The organism is Acinetobacter sp. UBA6720 (assembly GCF_002454215.1).
Classification (GTDB): Bacteria; Pseudomonadota; Gammaproteobacteria; order Pseudomonadales; family Moraxellaceae; genus Acinetobacter.
This window is the reverse complement of sequence record NZ_DKIK01000062.1, coordinates 16,446-34,271: the sequence shown is the minus strand read 5'-3', so window position 1 is coordinate 34,271 and position 17,826 is coordinate 16,446. Positions and strand designations below refer to the sequence as shown.

Sequence of the window (17,826 nt, the reverse complement as noted above, 5' to 3'; positions counted from 1 at the left end):
ATTAAACGCCTTTTTTTATTTCGATATATTGGATTTTTATCGGTTTAAGAATTGTTTAAAGTTTCGTGCAATACGCACGCTCACATAAAGTGCGATGAGTGCAAATAGCAATACACCAAAAATCACATACTTTAAGTTACTCACATCGGCACGGTAAAATTGTTGAATCTGCTCTGCTGTGTAACGCAACGTTTTGATTTGCTGAGTACGAGTGTCGAGATAACTGACTTGTTGGATATAATTAAACGGACCTGCTTTGAAAAGTTCAATGGATTGAATTTGACGGGTATGTTGTTCGTTGTAGTCATCTACACAAATATCAGTTAAATAATGATCGCAACTGAGTTTAGCAATATAGCCTTGATTTGCCACATGCAAATAAATATGCTCATCTGGGGCTTTATTATTTGAAAGTAAAACCAAAGTTTGCTCAGGGCTAGAGTTCATTTTAAAAGTTTGTGCTGCGGCAAAATTCTGGTCTGCTTGCCAGATATCTTTGCCTTTAGCAAAACAAGTCAAAAACAACGCAAAAGTTGTTAAGAAAATAATCAGTGCGAAGAACATTCGAAAGACTGTTTTAAAGGTGAATGGCATAGGAGATCAAACTTTAAAAATGGGGAAGATCACGCATAAAAGACATGCATCGGCACTATGTTAATTCATCATCAAAAGAAATGTTAAAAAAATTATTTTTTTCGGGCGTTGAACTGAAAAATGATTAGAATATTTTGACGAAGCATGTTTATGGCATCATTATTTATGGTCTAAATAAGGATCTAAAGTCGTAATCAGCCCCACCGCCCAATTTGGAAGTTCAATGGGAAATTATTTTTTTCTACAAGTTTTTACCGTTATTTTTGCATTATCTATTGCAACCACTATTTTTAATAAACGTATTTTAGGTTTTCCCCAAGCCATCGGCGTGCCGATTGTTTCTGCTATTTTTGTCTTTATTTTGCAGTGGGGTGCAAGTCTGCTAAGTGGCAATCAGTTTATAACCATCAATATTCATAACATTGAAGATGCTGTACGGCACATTGATTTTTATGACTTTCTAATCAATGGTGTGATCTGCTTCATTTTGACCTCATCCGCATTGAAGTTCAAAGTTTCAGATTTACGTAGTCATTGGAAACCGATCAGTATTTTAGCCAGTATTGCGCTGGTATTGTGTGCCGTGTTCTTTGGGGTGGCGCTCTATGGTTATCAGTTCCTGATTGGGCAGCATGTCGATTTATTGGTACTTTTACTGTTGGGTGCCGCATTGGGTGCAACGGATCCGATTGGGATCAAAGGCGTGCTCAGTTCTATACGTGCACCACATCATTTAATGGTCAAGCTCGAAGGCGAATCACTGTTTAATGATGCGATGTGTATTGCCTTGTTTATGACTTTATTAAATGTCTTACAAGGTGAAAACTTTACTGTTATAGGTGTATTACAGACCTTACTCTATGAAATCTTTGTCGCTGTTATTATTGGTTGGGCATTTGGTTTAGGAATTCTACGTTTACTGCGTGGTAAGCACGAAATGGAATCCCTCATTTTAACCACAGCACTCTTGGCTTGTGGTTCGTATTTGGTTGCATTGTTTGCGCATGCCTCAGCACCGATTGCATGCGTTATAGGTGGTTTGATCGTAGGGAACAAGTGGAAAGAAATTTTACAAGAACGTGAAATACGTGAAGTAAACCATTTTTGGCATACGGTTGAAGGGATTATCAACTCGTTCTTATTTACCTTAATTGGTTTGGAACTGTTTATTTTAGATCTCAGTTTTAGTTTGATCTTTGGTGGCATCGTCGCTTTTATTATTCTGCATGCTTCACGTTTTGCAGCCAACTATTTATCTTTTGCTTTTTTCCCATCTTTCCGTAAGAAAAGCTATAACGGTAGTTTGGCTATTCTGTCATGGGGTGGGGTACGTGGGGGAATTTCTCTAGCGCTGATCTTAGCTGTTGCCAACGTACCCGAGTTGAGCGAATACAGCAGTATCCTGATAGGCTATACCTTTATCGCAGTGTTGCTCTCAGGGGTTGTTTGTGGTTTGGGATTACCAGCAGTTATGAATGCTTTTTACTACAATCCGAATGAGGAAAAGACTGGTTTTAAGGGCTGGTATCAACGATTATGCAATAGAATGAACCGTAAAGGGTTTAAGTACATCATAGGTGAAGATACGCAAGGCAATGAAACTATTATCGTTTATCAGCCAGAGGCCTTGATTGATATTAAAGCTGATGATGGTATTGCAGCAGTGCATAATCCTGAGCGAGTCCAAGAAGTGAAACGTTTGGAAAGTCCTGATAATTTTTAGTTATTTGGCTGTACTAATACCATAATTGAGACATAGATGTTCTTTTATACATTTAATAGATGATGAAACGTATTGAGTTTCATTTATATCAGGCATTTTCAGAGAATATTAAATTTCAATGAAAATGCTTTTTTGTTTGATTACTTTTGATTTGGGAAAGAAATGGATTAGATGCAGTCTGCATGTAATGGTTATTTGACTGTATTAGAGCTCTTACAAAAGTCAAAAAATGATTATTCACTGGCAACAAAATAAGTGTCGAAAGTCACTTCTCTCTTGGTGATAAGGTGAGGATGAAGGGATATTCTTCATATAAATACTATCTCTAACCTTGCCCTTTAAAAAGGAGAGAGAACGTTCATTATGATTTCAATACAGCTCAAAAAACGACTTATGCAAGAACGCTATTAATCTGCTCGTATTGTGGATGGTGAGCCGTAAATATAAGGATGAGTAAGAGAATAAAAAGATGGTATGTGAAACGAACTAAATGACACAATCGAATAAAGTGGCACTTACAGGGGTGTAAGTGCCAAATCGAGTTATTCTGTTACTTCTACAGTCACGCTATAGGTGTAGGTTTGAGCGGCAGGTTGTTTGGTACTGTCTGGGCTTGCTTCTGGATAGGCTGTCGTAATTAAATAAATACCAGCTTCATTAAATTTAACCTCCACTTCACCTTTAGCATTGGTTTTTACAGGTGGTTGGTCGCGTTTTGCATTTGGTTGGTAACTACTTGCACCTTTAAATACATCAACCTCTAAGTTAGGAACGGCTTTGCCATTCATCAAAACTTGTGCTTTTAATGATTCGCCTGTAAATAGCTCATTAGGATGAGTTAAAAACTTAAACTCAAAACCTTTGTTTTCAACATTCGGGATTGGGCTTGGTTTGCCTTTGGTCACAAAACTTTCAGCAATATAGATATTGGTTGTTTGTACGGTTTTTGCATTTGCAGGAACTTGGTCTTCAGCAACAAAACGAGGCGGCTGATTTGCAGGGGCTTTTTGTTCAGCATTTGCTGGCGGTTGTTGCATTGGTGCTGCATTTGCAGGACGTGGTGGGCGTACACGTAGCCAATGCCCATCAACTAAAGCGTATTTGGTTGGGTTCCCCGTCGCCTCTTTTGTACGGATCCGATAGGTGCCGTCATCGTTTAAATTGAACTCAGCGATATTAAATTTTTTCAGTTCTGCTGCGGCGTTGATTGATTCAGTTTTACCATTGGGATTTGTAACTTGATAACTGGTTTTGAAGTTACGGCTTGGAACAAAGAATTTTTCTACAGTGATACTACTTTGGAAACTTACACTATCAGATTTACTATCAAATACTTCTGGCAATAAAAAAGGGCTAGCGGTATGAGCAAAACTTAATGTTGGTAGCGCAGACAGTAATGCAATCGTAATGAACTGACGCATGAGACTTCCTTATAAAGATAAATAAGCAAAAATGGCAAATATTTGTGACAATTTACTTGATAACGAGTATCAATTTCAATATTATTTCGATAAATTTTTAATCAGCCATCTGAAAAAATAGATGATCAATTAAAAGTTATTTCCCTTGTTTGTGTAGCGTCTAAATTTTGATTGATCTTATTGATTTTACTGAAAATATGGTCAGTATTTAAACTGTGATATCGCTAAACACCAGATGAGCATTAAGATAGAGTTAAGAACATTACTTTAAAATTTATACAGCACTAAATTTGAAGTAAGTCTTGGAGCATGGAACCCCTAGTATGTCATCAACTCAACAACTTTTCCGCCCAGTACAGATAATCTTCCGTTTATCACCGTTGATGGCAGCGTTGGCTGTATTCATGTCACCAATCACAGCGACTCAAGCCAATGAGCAAAGTCTCAGTGAGAATGCAATACAACAGTTATCCGAGTCAGTTCAAGCCCCAAGTTATCGTTTCCATCAAGATCATGTGCTAGGCACTTCTTTAGATGTTGTGGTTACGACATCTCAGCAACAAGATGCAGAAAAAGCATTACAAGCGATTCAGACAGAAATTGCTCGACTTGATCAAGTTCTCTCGGTTTGGCGTGATGATAGTGAAATTAGCCAATTAAATCGTGAACACCAAATTTCGGCTTCATCTGAGCTTTATGATGTTGTCGCAGCTTGTGAACAATGGCGCAGTGCAACGTGTGGTGGTTTTGATGCACGTTTGGGGCAATTGACCCAGCTATGGGAACAAAGCAATCAAGTTCAACGTTTGGATGACAATACTCAAGAATCATTATTGCGTCAGTTACAAACTCAGAGTATTGAACTGAATCCTGTAACCAAGCAGATTAAAACACCATCAGCAGTTAAAATCGTACCTGATGCTTATGCTAAAGGTTATGTGATTGATCGTGCTTTGTTGGCTGCAAAACAAGCTGTGCCACATTTACAAGGGATTCTGATTGATATTGGTGGTGATATGCGTGTTTGGGGGCAATCACCTCAACAAGCAGGCTGGAAAGTCGGTATACAAGACCCGAATGAACGTTTTGATAATGTCGCACCAACTCAGGTACTCAACCTGAAAGATCAAGCGGTGGCTTTCAGTGGTCAAGGCTATCGTGGATTCGCAGATCAATCACATTTGTTAAACCCACACACAGGGCAACCGATTCAGAACGTTGAACAATGTGTTGTCGTTGGACAATGTGCTGCTGATTCAGATGCATTGGCAACGGCATTAACCGCAATGCCTGCGCATGAAGGCATGCAATTGATTGAACAATTGGTGGGTTATGAGGCTCAACTTGTTGCAACAGATGGTACACGTTATCAAAGTTCAGGCTGGTCATCCTTAATTGATGCCAATCAACCTGCTCTAATGCGTCATGTTGCGGCGAATGGCGCAGCAACCGCTTGGCCAAAGGGCTATCAAGCTCAAGTAGAAGTAAATATTCCAAAGATTGCTGTCGATAACTATCGTGCACCTTATGTTTCAGTTTGGGTCACGGACAGTGATAAAAAGATTGTGCGCACTCTAGCGGTTTGGGGTAAAGATGAGAAGTGGATTAACTCTAACTATGTTTGGTGGCGTCGATATGGTCGTCAAATGCCAAACCTAGATGCAGTTGCAAAACCTTCACGTCAACCAGGACAATATAAGTTGGCGTGGGATGGTAAAGACGAAGTGGGTAAAATGGTGAAAGCGGGTAAATATATCATTCATATTGAAACCTCGCGTGAACATGGTGATCACTCTTATCAAACCATTGAGTTGAATGTCACACCAAAATCAGCGACACAAACGCTTCCTGCTCAAGCAGAAATTGGTACAGTTAAACTGAATTTCCAACGTGGTGCTTAAGCTTTAGCATCACTCCATCTATGAGGCTAGTCCCTTGTATCAACGCCGTGATTTTTACCGCCATGCACGTTATGTGCATGGTTGGCTTTCTGCCTTTGCCTTTATCGTTTTGATCTTCTTTGCTGCCACAGGTCTATTTCTCAATAACCCTGATTGGTTTAAATCAAAGAATGAAGAGCAGACCACCACATTCACTTTGCCGCCAACACTGGTTGAGTCTCTGCAAAAACAAGAGAACCCAAGTCAAAGTATTGTTGAATATGTTCGTACAAAACAACCTTTGATTGGTCGTTATAAAAGTAGCGAAGTGATGGATGGTGAAGTGATGATTCGTCTCGAAAGCCCAGCAGGTTCAACAGATCTATGGGTATTGCTCGACAATGGTGATGTTGAGATGACGCAGAAACCAGCCACTACTGTTTCACTATTGAATGATCTGCATCGTGGAAAAAACGTTGGAACAGCTTGGCATTGGTTAATTGATATCAGTGCAATCATCATTATTTTATTATCGTTGGCAGGCTATATTCTGTTCCTGACCATTAAAACCCGTTTAGTGACGCATCTGCTTTTAACGGCATGTAGTTTATCGGCAATTATTTTGCTCATTTGGTCTGCTATTTAAGGTGAAAGGATGACTCAAGCTGTACTGACGATTATTGTGATATTGGCAATATTATTGAGCCTACATCTTTTTATAATCGTTTGGTTGTTATGGCAACAACGTCATGCTAAGCAAAAAGCGAATCAAGATCACCCTGCTTATTTAGTGGTGTATGCCAGTCAATCGGGACATGCTGAATCTTGGGCAAAGCATACGACTGAGCAATTACGTTTAATTGATCATCACACTACAATTCGAAATATTCAAGAATTGAGCATTGCTGATTTAACCGAACATCAACGAATTCTATGGGTGGTGAGTACCTATGGAGAAGGTGATGCACCTGATGCAGCTCAGTCATTTGTCCATAAAATATTGTCCCAATCTTTAGATTTATCGCATTTATCATTTGCAGTGCTTGCATTGGGCGATAAACGCTATGCGAATTTTTGTCAGTTCGGACAAACATTGGAACAATGGTTATTGAAGCAACAAGCACAGACTTTATTTCCGACGGTTCTTGTGGATCAACTCAATAGTCATGATTTAGAACAATGGTTACTGGGCTTGGAGCAGTTAACCACCACTCAGTTTTCAGCGCTATCCATTGAAAAAGAGAGTGTGGAATTAAAATTTGCTCATCGCCAATGCCTGAATAAAGGCAGTATCGGGGACGCAATTTATAAAATTCAGTTGAGTTTCGAACAAGATTTGGTTTGGTCGTCAGGTGATATTTTAGAAATTCAATGTGAAAATAATACGACTGATATTCACGATTTTTTAGTAGCACAACAGCAAAAAGATGCAGTGGATTTCATTCCTCAACTACGCCGCTTAAATTTAAGAAAACTACCACCTAGAGCCTCGCTTCCATTTGCAGAATGGATTACACAATTTGAATCTCTAGCTCAGCGTGAATATTCGATTGCGAGTTTGCCTGAAAATGGTTTAATCGAATTGGTGGTGAGGCAACAACAGACTGAATCAGGTTTAGGATTAGGTTCAGGTTGGTTGACAGTGGGGTTGGAGCAAGATCAATCACTGCAAGCCAATATTCGTCATAATCCAAGTTTCCACTTAGCTCATGATGAGCGACCACTGATTTTAATTGGCAATGGTACGGGAATCGCAGGTCTAGTTGCACATTTACGCCAACGCGAGCATTGGGGATATAAAAACAATTGGCTCATTTTTGGTGAAAGGCAGCAGCAGTTTGATCATTTATATCAAACAGAAATTCGCTATTGGCAGCAGCATGGTTTTCTGGAGCTTGTGGATTATGCTTTTTCACGTGATCAAGCTGAAAAAGTCTATGTTCAAGATTGTCTAAGAACACAATCGGTTCAATTACAAGCATGGATTGCACAAGGCGCAGCGATATATGTCTGTGGTAGTTTACAAGGCATGGCGAGCGGAGTGGATCAAGTCCTCAAAGAGATTCTAGGGCATGAACACGTAGAACAGCTTAAGCAGCAACAGCGTTATCAACGCGATGTGTATTAAGTCTTTCGATTAGTCAGGTTGGGCTAAGACTAGTGCTTTAATCTTGTCAGCTTTCTCAAAATGATTCAGTCGATGTTCGATGATCCACCAATGAGCAGCTTCCATTAAGCGTTCAGGATCATCATTTTTATTGGCAAAAAAGGCATAGAAAGAAAGTCCAACGTTACTGCCTTTTTTTGCAATTTTTTCATCGCAGACCTGCACGATTTTGGCTTTTAGTTCGGCTCTCATATTATCCTCTAAGCACTGATGAAAGTAGAACGCAGATCATAGCATTCCCAATATCAGGAATTTTCATAATTCGATTTTTAATACCTAGCTTGAAATCTAAAAAGCCAACTATAAGAATAGCTGGCTTGTGTTGATCAAGAATAAACCTAGCAGAGAAATTTAGAACTTCTTCTCTAGAGAGAATTGGAAACTAGGCATGCCTTGGTTGGTTCTTGCTTGATATAAACTGCCGTCAGACTGATTGGTCAATCGTTCTTTATAATCCGTGCTTAATACATTGTTCAGATTCAAACTTGCTGCCCAACCATGAGTAAAGCGTTTAGTTGCACTCAGATCTACACCAAAGCGTTCATTGGTGGTTCGATCATAAGGTTGACCATCTAAACCACGCGTAAATTCAGGTGTATAGCTCACATTGATACTGGTAGAAAGTTGCCAAGGCTTAAAGTTATAAGATAAACCTGCGCTTGCATTGTAGGGAGCAACATCACTCACTAAACGTTGATTGTGTTGCTCATCTTCGACTTTGGCACGGATGGTTGACACTTGCCCATTCAGCATAAATGAATGACCCGCATCCGTTTGTTTCAACGCATAACGCCCAGAAAGTTCAACTCCATACGTTGTTGCTTCATTTTTGTTTTGTGGACGTTCAACATAGCGAGCGCCTTCAAGTGCAATCACTTTCTCGATATAGTCTTTAATTTTACGGTGATACGCCGTTAAGCTAACACCACCACTTGCTGAGTCATAAGCCAGTGTTGATTCGGCAGCACGGATTTTTTCTGGTTTTAAGTTTGGATTGCCACCGCGATCAGGGTTGTTTAATGAACCCGCATCACTATCTGTAGAAACAGTCACATTCGAAACAAGGCGTTCAGTCTTTGGAGTGTTAAACGCTTGGCTGAGATTGGTTTGGATCGACCATTGCTCAGTCAGGTCAAAACGGTAAGCCAGTACAGGACTCAAATGTTGATCTTGATAATTGACTAAACCTGAGCGTTTTAACCATTCTTGGCGCGCACCCAAAGTCACAGTTTGACGATCTGTAAAACGCCAACTTCCTTCTGCATATAGAGCATAGCGTTGTTCATCTAAGCTTTCGCTGACATTGCTCTCTAGATTATTACTACGTAGGTCAGTACCAAATTTAATTTGACGATCTGGGTCTAATTTACGCATACCATCATAAGCTAAACCATATTCATGAATGGTTTCATCGGTATAAATGGTATTTTGAGGTGAGCGTGTGAGTTGAGTTTCGGTTTGGCGTTCAGCAGATAATTTGATTTTATCGCTGAGATCTTTGTCTTTACGCTCATAACGTGTGTTTAAACGAATGCTATCATTTTTATCATCTTGAGTTTGATTGGTAGAAGAACCTTCTATTTTCATGTTGCGATAGGATAATTCAGCAATCAATTTTTGTTGATCATCAAGCTCATATTCCAAACGTGGCATAAACATCTGCATGGTACGGTTAAGAGTACGTAATTGCTCTCGCGTTTCAGTTGCAGTTGCAGTTTTAGTAAGCGACGTATTATCAACCCACATTTGATTTGCAGCAACACTATATGACCAAGCATTGTCACGGCCATCGGCTTGGACACTGATTTTCTGCTCACTCTTAGATTGTTTTTCAGAGCTTTCATACTTGCCATAACCGACTTTGACTGAACCACTTAAGCGATTATTCAGAGGTTCTTTTAGAATAATATTGATCACGGCTGATGATGCAACGGAAGCTTGGGCAACACTTGGTTGCTTAACCACTTCAATGCGTTCAATCATTTCAGGGGTAAGGGTATCAATAATAGACATCCCACCACGAGGCCCCCCTTGTACTGGCTCACCATTAATTAGAAATGTGGGACCAGCACCACCGCGAAAACGCATTCCAGAAGCACCACCACCACCGCGAGGATCTTGCCCAGGTGTTGGAAGCTGAAAACCTGCAGAGCGGCGTAAAGCATCCATGACCGATTGATCGCCATATTGCAGCATTTCATCTCGGGTAATGACTGTTTTGGCTACAGCACTAATATCATCATCTTTTTGCTTTTGTGGCTCTTCATCCGCTTTAAAAGAGAGTGTGGGTAAAACTTTTGGGGTCGATTCATTATCAGGGGGAACACTTGTATCAAGTGCAAATATGGATGAACTGATACTGAGTAATGTAGAGCTAAGTATGCTCAGCTTTCCATAGTAGAACGGATGTCCCATTAAAATACCCCAAAGAAAAATCAAATTATTTTGTATGTAGCGTAGTGTAAAATTATGTAGAAAAATGCAACTTTTTCTAAAATAATTATAGTTGCACGCGAATTTTTAGAAAATTGTTATTCGTGACTTTATGGTGAGTTATTTTTAGTCGTCAAAAAAAGGATGGGTCTGCATGGCGGAGGCGATAGTTAAAGAATTGGCACCCATGATTTTTCAAGTGATTGCCCAAATTCCGTATGGTCGTGTAGCGAGTTATGGACAAATTGCACGCTTAGCGGGCATCCCAAAACATGCACGTTTGGTGGGCTATGTGCTGAAACATATGGATGCAGACAGTAGTTTGCCTTGGTATCGGGTCATTAACTCACAAGGGAAAATTAGCCTAAGTAAACTCAATGATCAGGGACAGAATATTCAAGCACAGTTACTTATGGCAGAGGGTATTTTAGTGATTGGGGATAAAGTGAAAATGAAAGAGTTTCAATGGAATATTTAAAATAGACATGCTCTACCTCCGTGGAAGTAGAGCATTTGATATATTACTGACGAACAACTAAAACAGGAATGTGCGCTTCACCTAAAACACTTTGCGCAACGCTACCTAGGAATAAACGCTTTAAACCTGTACGACCATGAGAGCCGATCACAATCAAATCTGCCTTAGATGTTTCAGCTTCTCTGATAATTTCACGGTGAATCACCTGACCTTCAAGTAGTTTTGCTTCAACAGGAATATCGAGATCACTAAATTTAGCTGCTGCTTCCTCTAATGTTTTTAAAACTGAAGTACGCGCACGTTCAATTAAGTCATTGGTTTGAGTTGCAGAAATATATTCAGCCGCAATATAAGGGTCAAGTGCAAGCACCTGAACGACTGTAATTTTACCGCCAAATGCTTTTGCAAGTTCAGCCGCTTGCGCAACTGCTGCATATGAAGTTTCGGAACCGTCTACTGGGACTAAAATGTTTTGGTAAGCCATTGTTGTTTCTCCTTATTATCCACTCTGATTATGTACAAACTGCTGTTCTAATGTATCACTGTTCAAATACAGCCCATACCTTGATATTAGCTGTATTTTTTAAAGAATAAAACCTAGTAATTTCATACGGATATTTGTATATGAAATGCTAATTTTTCACTTCTAAATTAGCATAAAAGCGCGTGAATAATAATCAATTTAACACTAAAGTTGAATGTAAATGTAGCGTTTAGGAAACATAGGCTTTGTCTAAAAAATAGCTTATATTTATGAATAACTTACTATATTTATAAATATGATGACAGATACAAATCAATTGAATTGGCAACGGACAAATTTAGAGAATGTTGAAACTGCTTGGGAGGGTGATCTTTGGGATCGTAAGCGTTTGGGTGTTCAACTGACGAATTATGTTGGTCGTTTGCAGTTAATTTTGAATCATGATCTGAATATAGAAAATACGTTTATAGATCAGCTACTGAATGCTTATAATGTTGCTAGAAACAGTAATGACTCAGAATATCAACTGAGTGTTTTTTTAAGAAATGTCTCAATCTGTGATTTTGATCATTCAAATAATTTTATAAAAAATTGGGAAAATTATATTAAAAGAGGACTTTAACTTTCTATAAAATTGGTTATAGCGTTAATATCATCCGTCTGTAACTGCTCACGCATCTTTAAAAACTGCTTTTCATCTAGGTCATAGAGCTTCAGTGCAAGCAGTTTTTCGATGTCTGCTTCGGGAAAGCGATATTTAATAATCTTGGCAGGTACTCCACCCACAACAGCATAGGGTGGAACATCTTTGGTCACGACAGCACCTGTTGCTACTACAGCACCTTCACCTAATTTCACACCTTGCATAATCATGGCACGAGAGCCAATCCAGCATCCATCGCCAATGATGGTATTACCTGCGGGAACAAAACTACGCGTATCAAAGGGAAAAGCTGAAATCCAGTCAGTACGATGCAGTTGGTTACCGCCCATCATAATGACGCATTCTGCACCAAAACAAACGAAATTGCCGATATAGAGCTGATCAATCGGTTTATCTATGGTTGAAGGCTTATCATGTAAATAACGCACGACACAACGTTCAAAACCCTGATCCCAATACGCTGAGTAGTAAGAATAATTCCCTTTAATGTGAATATTCGGATTCTTCACCGTTTTAGAGATGAACTCAAACTCACACCAGTGTTTGACAGGAGAATTGATCAAAGGTTCAGACATAGAATGATAACATTGCAGGGTGTAGGGAATTATAACAAATAAAAGTCTTGCTTTGAAAAAGAGAGGGGAATGAATGCTTTAAATCTAACACTCTCTTGTTTGATGTACCTCATCCTAACCGTATTCTTTAGATGGAAGGAGTATCCATGGTGAATTAAATTTTGGGTTTTGGTAGGCAGGTTTGTATATCTTAAACCCATCGCATTTTTGTAATGAAATTTCCCTTGCCATAATAAGAGGATAAAGGAGAGGTATTTTGGGAAATATAAAAACAAAAAACCCCTCAATCGAGGGGTTCTTACAGCCGTAAATATCAAAGAAACTTAGATATATGCAACTTTTACAATTTCGTATTCAACTTCACCTTGAGGTGTTTGAATTTTTACTTCGTCGCCTTCGCTTTTGCCCAAAAGGCCACGTGCGATAGGAGAGTTCACTGAAATTTTATTGATTTTAAAATCAGCTTCGTCATCACCCACGATCATATAGGTCTTTTGTTCTTCGGTATCTAAGTTTTCGATAGTGACTGTCACCCCAAAAACTACACGACCGTTTTGTTCAAGTTCTTTGACATCAATCACTTGAGCTGCACCCAATTTGCCTTCGATGTCTTGAACACGACCTTCACAGAAACCTTGTTGCTCACGGGCAGCATGGTATTCCGCATTTTCTTTTAAATCCCCGTGCTCACGTGCTTCAGCAATTGCCGCAATAATACGTGGACGTTCAATACTTTTTAATTGATGTAATTCTTTCTCTAAGGCTAACTTGCCTTGGGGAGTCATAGGATAACGTTGCATTGTTGTCCCTCAAGTCTGTGAGTGTAAAAAATATAGGTTTATAAATGAAAAAAGCCCGCCACCGAGAGGTGACGGGACTTCTCGGTAAACGAATTAACCTACAGTTTGTAAATCTTGCAAACGGTATACATCCATTGGCAATTGAATCGCAAAAGCTTGGCATACAGCATCAGCACCGTTCAAGGTCGTTGTGTTATACACTTTCGCTTGAAGCGCTGAACGACGAATCGAGAACGAATCTTGTTGAGCTTGTTTGCCTTCAGTTGTATTGATAATGAGGTGAACTTCGCCATTTTTCAAGCGGTCCACGATATTAGGACGACCTTCAGTGACTTTATTTACACGTTCACACTCAATACCAGCAGCTTTAATAAACTCGTAAGTACCGCCAGTTGCAAGTACTTTGAAACCAAAGTCTACTAATTTTTTCGCAATACCAACAGCACGAGGCTTGTCTGAGTCACGCACAGAGATAAATGCATGCTTTACTTCGCCTTCTGTAGGAAGACCCGGTACGCGTTCATTCGAGCCTAACACAGCTTTGTAGAAGGCTTCACCAAATGTTTTACCTACACCCATGACTTCGCCTGTAGATTTCATCTCAGGGCCAAGAATAGGGTCAACACCTGGGAATTTGTTGAATGGGAACACCGCTTCTTTTACAGAGAAGTGAGTCGGGATGATTTCTTTTGTGAATCCTTGAGATTCTAAAGACTGACCCGCCATACAACGTGCAGCAACTTTCGCTAAAGACTCACCGATACATTTAGAAACGAATGGTACAGTACGCGACGCACGTGGGTTCACTTCTAGGATGTAAACGTCTTCGCCTTTCACAGCAAACTGTACGTTCATCAGACCAACCACGCCAAGCTCTTTCGCCATAGCAACAGTTTGACGACGCATTTCGTCTTGGATTTCAACTGATAGCGAATATGGAGGAATCGAACATGCTGAGTCACCTGAGTGAATCCCTGCTTGTTCAATGTGCTGCATAATGCCGCCAATCACAACGTCTTTACCGTCAGATACACAGTCTACGTCAACTTCGATCGCATCATCTAAGAAACGGTCAAGAAGAACAGGCGCTTCATTTGATGCTTGAACTGCATCACGTAAGTAGCGTTTAAGCTCTTCGTCGTTGTATACGATTTCCATCGCACGACCACCGAGTACATAAGAAGGACGTACCACAAGTGGGTAGCCTACTTTCGATGCTTCAGCCATACCTTCTTCAGCAGATTTTACGATGCTGTTGTTTGGCTGACGAAGTTGAAGACGTTGAATCATTTGTTGGAAACGTTCACGGTCTTCTGCACGGTCAATCGCATCTGGTGATGTACCAATAATTGGCGCACCCGCTTCTTCCAAAGCACGAGCCAATTTAAGCGGAGTCTGACCACCATACTGAACGATAATGCCTTTTGGCTTTTCAGTACGTACGATTTCAAGTACATCTTCCAAAGTGATTGGTTCGAAGTACAAACGATCAGATGTGTCGTAATCCGTTGAAACTGTTTCAGGGTTACAGTTCACCATGATGGTCTCGTAGCCATCTTCACGCATTGCAAGCGCTGCGTGTACACAGCAGTAATCGAATTCGATACCTTGACCAATACGGTTAGGACCACCACCGATCACCATGATCTTATCTTTGTCAGATGGGTTTGATTCACATTCTTCATCGTAAGTTGAATACATGTATGCAGTGTCAGATTCAAACTCTGCTGCACAAGTATCCACACGTTTGTAAACTGGAGTCACGCCCAAGTTCCAACGGTGCTTACGGAATTGTTTTTGTGAAATACCCATTAAGTTCGCGATGCGAAGGTCAGATAAACCTTTACGTTTGAACGAACGAATGTTATTCGCATTCAAATCACCAAAACCTAGGGTTTTGATTTCATTTTCAGTTTTGATGATGTCTTCGATTTGGATTAAGAACCAACGGTCAATTTTGGTTGCTTCAAAAACATCGTCTAAGCTAAAACCGTGACGGAAAGCATCAGCTACATACCAAATACGCTCAGGACCCGGAACTTTAAGCTCTTGAAGAATCTTTTCGCGTGCGCCTTCAGCACCCACTTCGATTTTTTCGTCAAAACCAGAAACACCCACTTCAAGACCACGAAGTGCTTTGTTTACAGACTCTTGGAAGTTACGACCAATTGCCATGACTTCACCCACAGATTTCATCTGTGTCGTTAAAGTCGCGTCTGCTTGTGGGAATTTTTCAAAGTTGAAACGTGGAACTTTAGTTACCACGTAGTCAATGGCAGGTTCGAATGACGCAGGAGTAGTACCACCTGTGATGTCATTTTTCAATTCATCAAGGGTATAACCAACAGCCAGCTTCGCAGCGATTTTTGCAATCGGGAAACCTGTTGCTTTTGATGCAAGAGCAGATGAACGTGATACACGTGGGTTCATCTCGATGATCACCATACGGCCAGTATTCGGGCAAATACCGAACTGAACGTTAGAACCACCCGTTTCCACACCAATTTCACGAAGAACTGCTAAAGACGCATTACGCATCAATTGATATTCTTTATCTGTCAATGTTTGCGCAGGTGCAACAGTGATTGAGTCACCTGTATGCACGCCCATTGGGTCAAAGTTTTCAATTGAACAAACGATGATACAGTTGTCGTTTTTGTCACGAACAACTTCCATCTCGTATTCTTTCCAACCAATTAAAGATTCATCAATCAATAATTGTTTAGTTGGTGAAAGGTCGAAACCGCGTTCACAGATTTCAAGGAATTCTTCACGGTTATATGCGATACCACCGCCTGAACCACCCATCGTGAATGACGGACGGATAATGACAGGGAAGCCGAAGCGCGCTTGAATCTCTAAAGCTTCTTCCATGTTTTCAGCAATCGCAGCTTTTGGACATTCAAGACCAATTTTACGCATTGCTTCATCAAACAGTTTACGGTCTTCAGCTTTTTCAATCGCTTCTTTGGTCGCGCCAATCAATTCAACATTGTATTTTTCTAAAATACCGTTGGCATCAAGTGCAAGCGCACAGTTTAATGCTGTTTGACCACCCATTGTTGGAAGGACAGCATCTGGACGCTCTTTTTCAATGATTTGCGCAACAGTCTGCCAAGTGATTGGCTCGATATACGTTGCGTCTGCCATTGTAGGGTCAGTCATAATGGTCGCTGGGTTAGAGTTCACCAAAATAACACGGTAACCTTCTTCACGAAGGGCTTTACACGCTTGCGCACCTGAGTAGTCAAACTCACATGCCTGTCCGATGACAATCGGACCTGCACCAATAATTAAGATGCTTTTAATGTCTGTACGTTTAGCCATGATCGCTTCCTTAATTACTTCTTAGATGCTTCGATAAGTTCGATGAAATGATCGAACAATGGTGCGCAGTCATGCGGACCAGGGCTTGCTTCAGGGTGACCTTGGAAGCTGAACGCTGGCTTGTCTGTACGATGAATCCCTTGAAGAGTTTGATCGAACAAAGACTTGTGCGTAGCTTTTAAGTTTGCAGGAAGTGTTTCTGCATCCACTGCGAAGCCGTGGTTTTGAGAAGTAATCATCACCGTACCATCTTCGATGTTTTGTACTGGATGGTTAGCACCGTGGTGACCGTGCGGCATTTTCACCGTTTTAGCGCCAGAAGCGAGTGCAAGAATTTGGTGACCTAAGCAAATACCAAAGACTGGTAGGTTGCGAGCGTCTTCTACAATTGTTTTTACAGCTTCAATTGCGTAGTCACATGCAGCTGGATCGCCAGGGCCGTTCGATAAGAACACGCCATCTGGATTCAACGCAAGTACGTCAGCAGCAGGAGTTTGTGCAGGTACCACAGTGAGTTTACAACCGCGGTCAGCAAGCATACGTAAGATGTTGGTTTTGACACCGTAGTCGTATGCAACAACATGGAATTTAAGTTCAGGTTGTGTAAAGCCTTTGCCTAAAACCCAAGAACCTTCGGTCCATTCGAAGCCTGTTGGGTCACAGCATTCTTTCGCTAGGTCTAAACCATTTAAACCACCAAAGGCACGAGCTTTTTCTAAAGCTTGTTCTTCAGTAATATTTTCACCAGCAAGGATGCAACCATTTTGTGCGCCTTTGTCACGTAGAATACGAGTCAATTTGCGTGTATCAATATCCGCAATCGCAACGACATTATGTTCTTTTAAGTATTCGCCTAAAGATTGCGTTGATCGGAAGTTGCTATGCAATAAAGGTAGGTCACGAATGATCAATCCATTGGCCCATACTTTATGAATTCGACCTGACTCAGCGTCTTCATCATTACAACCTGTGTTACCGATGTGTGGGTAAGTTAGAGTCACAAGTTGTTGTGCATAACTTGGGTCAGTCAAAATTTCTTGATAGCCAGTCATGGCAGTGTTGAAAACGACTTCACCAGTCGTACTACCCGATGCACCAATAGACGTTCCTTTAAAGATCGTACCATCGGCAAGGGCTAAAATTGCTGGGGTGCTCAAACCAAAGCTCCTGAAATTTAGGCTGTAAAAAAGCGAGTAGACGAAAAAAAAGGAAGGCTATCTAAAAACCTACCCTCCCTATGTCTGCTCGCTTGAACTTAACACGGCATTATACGCAACCGC

General features: G+C 40.6%; 15 protein-coding genes. 6 read left to right on the top strand and 9 right to left on the bottom strand.

Annotation, left to right across the window (positions count from 1 at the left end; all coding sequences use genetic code 11):
• Positions 1-36: 36 nt before the first annotated feature.
• Positions 37-594 carry a hypothetical protein gene (locus B4F08_RS05105; RefSeq protein ID WP_151707415.1) on the bottom strand — a complete coding sequence of 186 codons (558 nt, stop codon included), beginning with the start codon at positions 592-594 and terminating at the stop codon, positions 37-39.
• Between the two features lie 223 nt (positions 595-817).
• Between B4F08_RS05105 and B4F08_RS05100 the strand changes: the two genes are divergently transcribed.
• Entirely contained in the window at positions 818-2,317 is a 1,500-nt protein-coding gene (locus tag B4F08_RS05100) for a cation:proton antiporter (protein WP_086208066.1), read from the top strand.
• 542 nt (positions 2,318-2,859) lie between these two features.
• Here B4F08_RS05100 and B4F08_RS05095 read toward each other — a convergent pair.
• Positions 2,860-3,738, bottom strand: a complete 879-nt coding sequence (locus tag B4F08_RS05095; RefSeq protein WP_291373571.1) for a DUF4198 domain-containing protein — start codon at positions 3,736-3,738, stop codon at positions 2,860-2,862.
• A 323-nt stretch (positions 3,739-4,061) separates the two neighbouring features.
• Here B4F08_RS05095 and B4F08_RS05090 point away from each other — a divergent pair, with 323 nt between their 5' ends.
• From B4F08_RS05090 to B4F08_RS05080, 3 genes are read left to right on the top strand one after another with little or no spacing between them, the layout of a single operon-like run.
• Positions 4,062-5,639, top strand: a complete 1,578-nt coding sequence (locus tag B4F08_RS05090) for a DUF2271 domain-containing protein (RefSeq protein ID WP_291373569.1) — start codon at positions 4,062-4,064, stop codon at positions 5,637-5,639.
• 34 nt (positions 5,640-5,673) lie between these two features.
• On the top strand, positions 5,674-6,264 hold the full coding sequence (locus tag B4F08_RS05085) for a PepSY-associated TM helix domain-containing protein (protein ID WP_086208063.1): 591 nt from the start codon (positions 5,674-5,676) through the stop codon (positions 6,262-6,264).
• 9 nt (positions 6,265-6,273) lie between these two features.
• Complete coding sequence (locus B4F08_RS05080) at positions 6,274-7,746, top strand: sulfite reductase subunit alpha (RefSeq protein WP_291373566.1); 1,473 nt, start codon at positions 6,274-6,276, stop codon at positions 7,744-7,746.
• Positions 7,747-7,755: 9 nt separating this feature from the next.
• On the opposite strand, the gene B4F08_RS05075 is transcribed toward B4F08_RS05080, so the two are convergent.
• Both B4F08_RS05075 and B4F08_RS05070 read right to left on the bottom strand, forming a co-directional pair.
• The gene (locus tag B4F08_RS05075; protein WP_086208061.1) at positions 7,756-7,977 is read right to left on the bottom strand and encodes a DUF6500 family protein; all 222 of its coding nucleotides are present in this window, start codon (positions 7,975-7,977) and stop codon (positions 7,756-7,758) included.
• Positions 7,978-8,136: 159 nt separating this feature from the next.
• The gene (locus B4F08_RS05070; protein ID WP_291373565.1) at positions 8,137-10,200 is read right to left on the bottom strand and encodes a TonB-dependent receptor plug domain-containing protein; all 2,064 of its coding nucleotides are present in this window, start codon (positions 10,198-10,200) and stop codon (positions 8,137-8,139) included.
• Positions 10,201-10,372: 172 nt separating this feature from the next.
• Between B4F08_RS05070 and B4F08_RS05065 the strand changes: the two genes are divergently transcribed.
• Positions 10,373-10,696, top strand: a complete 324-nt coding sequence (locus B4F08_RS05065) for an MGMT family protein (RefSeq protein ID WP_119063140.1) — start codon at positions 10,373-10,375, stop codon at positions 10,694-10,696.
• 43 nt (positions 10,697-10,739) lie between these two features.
• On the opposite strand, the gene B4F08_RS05060 is transcribed toward B4F08_RS05065, so the two are convergent.
• Positions 10,740-11,180 (bottom strand): universal stress protein, encoded by a 441-nt coding sequence (locus tag B4F08_RS05060; protein WP_086208058.1) that lies wholly within the window; start codon positions 11,178-11,180, stop codon positions 10,740-10,742.
• Positions 11,181-11,475: 295 nt separating this feature from the next.
• Here B4F08_RS05060 and B4F08_RS05055 point away from each other — a divergent pair, with 295 nt between their 5' ends.
• Positions 11,476-11,802 carry a hypothetical protein gene (locus B4F08_RS05055; RefSeq protein ID WP_291373593.1) on the top strand — a complete coding sequence of 109 codons (327 nt, stop codon included), beginning with the start codon at positions 11,476-11,478 and terminating at the stop codon, positions 11,800-11,802.
• Here the strand turns inward: B4F08_RS05055 and B4F08_RS05050 are convergent.
• The 4 genes from B4F08_RS05050 to carA all read right to left on the bottom strand — a co-directional run bounded on the left by B4F08_RS05050 (position 11,799) and on the right by carA (position 17,703).
• Complete coding sequence (locus tag B4F08_RS05050) at positions 11,799-12,419, bottom strand: CatB-related O-acetyltransferase (RefSeq protein ID WP_291373563.1); 621 nt, start codon at positions 12,417-12,419, stop codon at positions 11,799-11,801. The genes B4F08_RS05055 and B4F08_RS05050 overlap by 4 nt on opposite strands.
• Before the next feature lie 323 nt (positions 12,420-12,742).
• A complete protein-coding gene (greA, locus tag B4F08_RS05045) occupies positions 12,743-13,219 on the bottom strand; it encodes a transcription elongation factor GreA (RefSeq protein ID WP_004695598.1) in 477 nt (158 codons plus the stop codon).
• Between the two features lie 93 nt (positions 13,220-13,312).
• Positions 13,313-16,546, bottom strand: coding sequence for a carbamoyl-phosphate synthase large subunit (carB, locus tag B4F08_RS05040; RefSeq protein WP_291373561.1), 3,234 nt, complete (start codon positions 16,544-16,546; stop codon positions 13,313-13,315).
• Between the two features lie 14 nt (positions 16,547-16,560).
• Entirely contained in the window at positions 16,561-17,703 is a 1,143-nt protein-coding gene (carA, locus tag B4F08_RS05035) for a glutamine-hydrolyzing carbamoyl-phosphate synthase small subunit (RefSeq protein ID WP_087526323.1), read from the bottom strand.
• Positions 17,704-17,826 lie beyond the last annotated feature (123 nt).

Bases quoted from the DNA above. Each gene is read 5' to 3' on its own strand.
- B4F08_RS05065 (WP_119063140.1), top strand. From the start codon at position 10,373: ATGGCGGAGGCGATAGTTAAAGAATTGGCACCCATGATTTTTCAAGTG.
- B4F08_RS05080 (WP_291373566.1), top strand. From the start codon at position 6,274: ATGACTCAAGCTGTACTGACGATTATTGTGATATTGGCAATATTATTG.
- B4F08_RS05095 (WP_291373571.1), bottom strand. From the start codon at position 3,738: ATGCGTCAGTTCATTACGATTGCATTACTGTCTGCGCTACCAACATTA.
- B4F08_RS05070 (WP_291373565.1), bottom strand. From the start codon at position 10,200: ATGGGACATCCGTTCTACTATGGAAAGCTGAGCATACTTAGCTCTACA.
- B4F08_RS05050 (WP_291373563.1), bottom strand. From the start codon at position 12,419: ATGTCTGAACCTTTGATCAATTCTCCTGTCAAACACTGGTGTGAGTTT.
- B4F08_RS05055 (WP_291373593.1), top strand. From the start codon at position 11,476: ATGATGACAGATACAAATCAATTGAATTGGCAACGGACAAATTTAGAG.
- B4F08_RS05075 (WP_086208061.1), bottom strand. From the start codon at position 7,977: ATGAGAGCCGAACTAAAAGCCAAAATCGTGCAGGTCTGCGATGAAAAA.
- greA (WP_004695598.1), bottom strand. From the start codon at position 13,219: ATGCAACGTTATCCTATGACTCCCCAAGGCAAGTTAGCCTTAGAGAAA.
- B4F08_RS05105 (WP_151707415.1), bottom strand. From the start codon at position 594: ATGCCATTCACCTTTAAAACAGTCTTTCGAATGTTCTTCGCACTGATT.
- carB (WP_291373561.1), bottom strand. From the start codon at position 16,546: ATGGCTAAACGTACAGACATTAAAAGCATCTTAATTATTGGTGCAGGT.
- B4F08_RS05090 (WP_291373569.1), top strand. From the start codon at position 4,062: ATGTCATCAACTCAACAACTTTTCCGCCCAGTACAGATAATCTTCCGT.
- B4F08_RS05100 (WP_086208066.1), top strand. From the start codon at position 818: ATGGGAAATTATTTTTTTCTACAAGTTTTTACCGTTATTTTTGCATTA.
- B4F08_RS05060 (WP_086208058.1), bottom strand. From the start codon at position 11,180: ATGGCTTACCAAAACATTTTAGTCCCAGTAGACGGTTCCGAAACTTCA.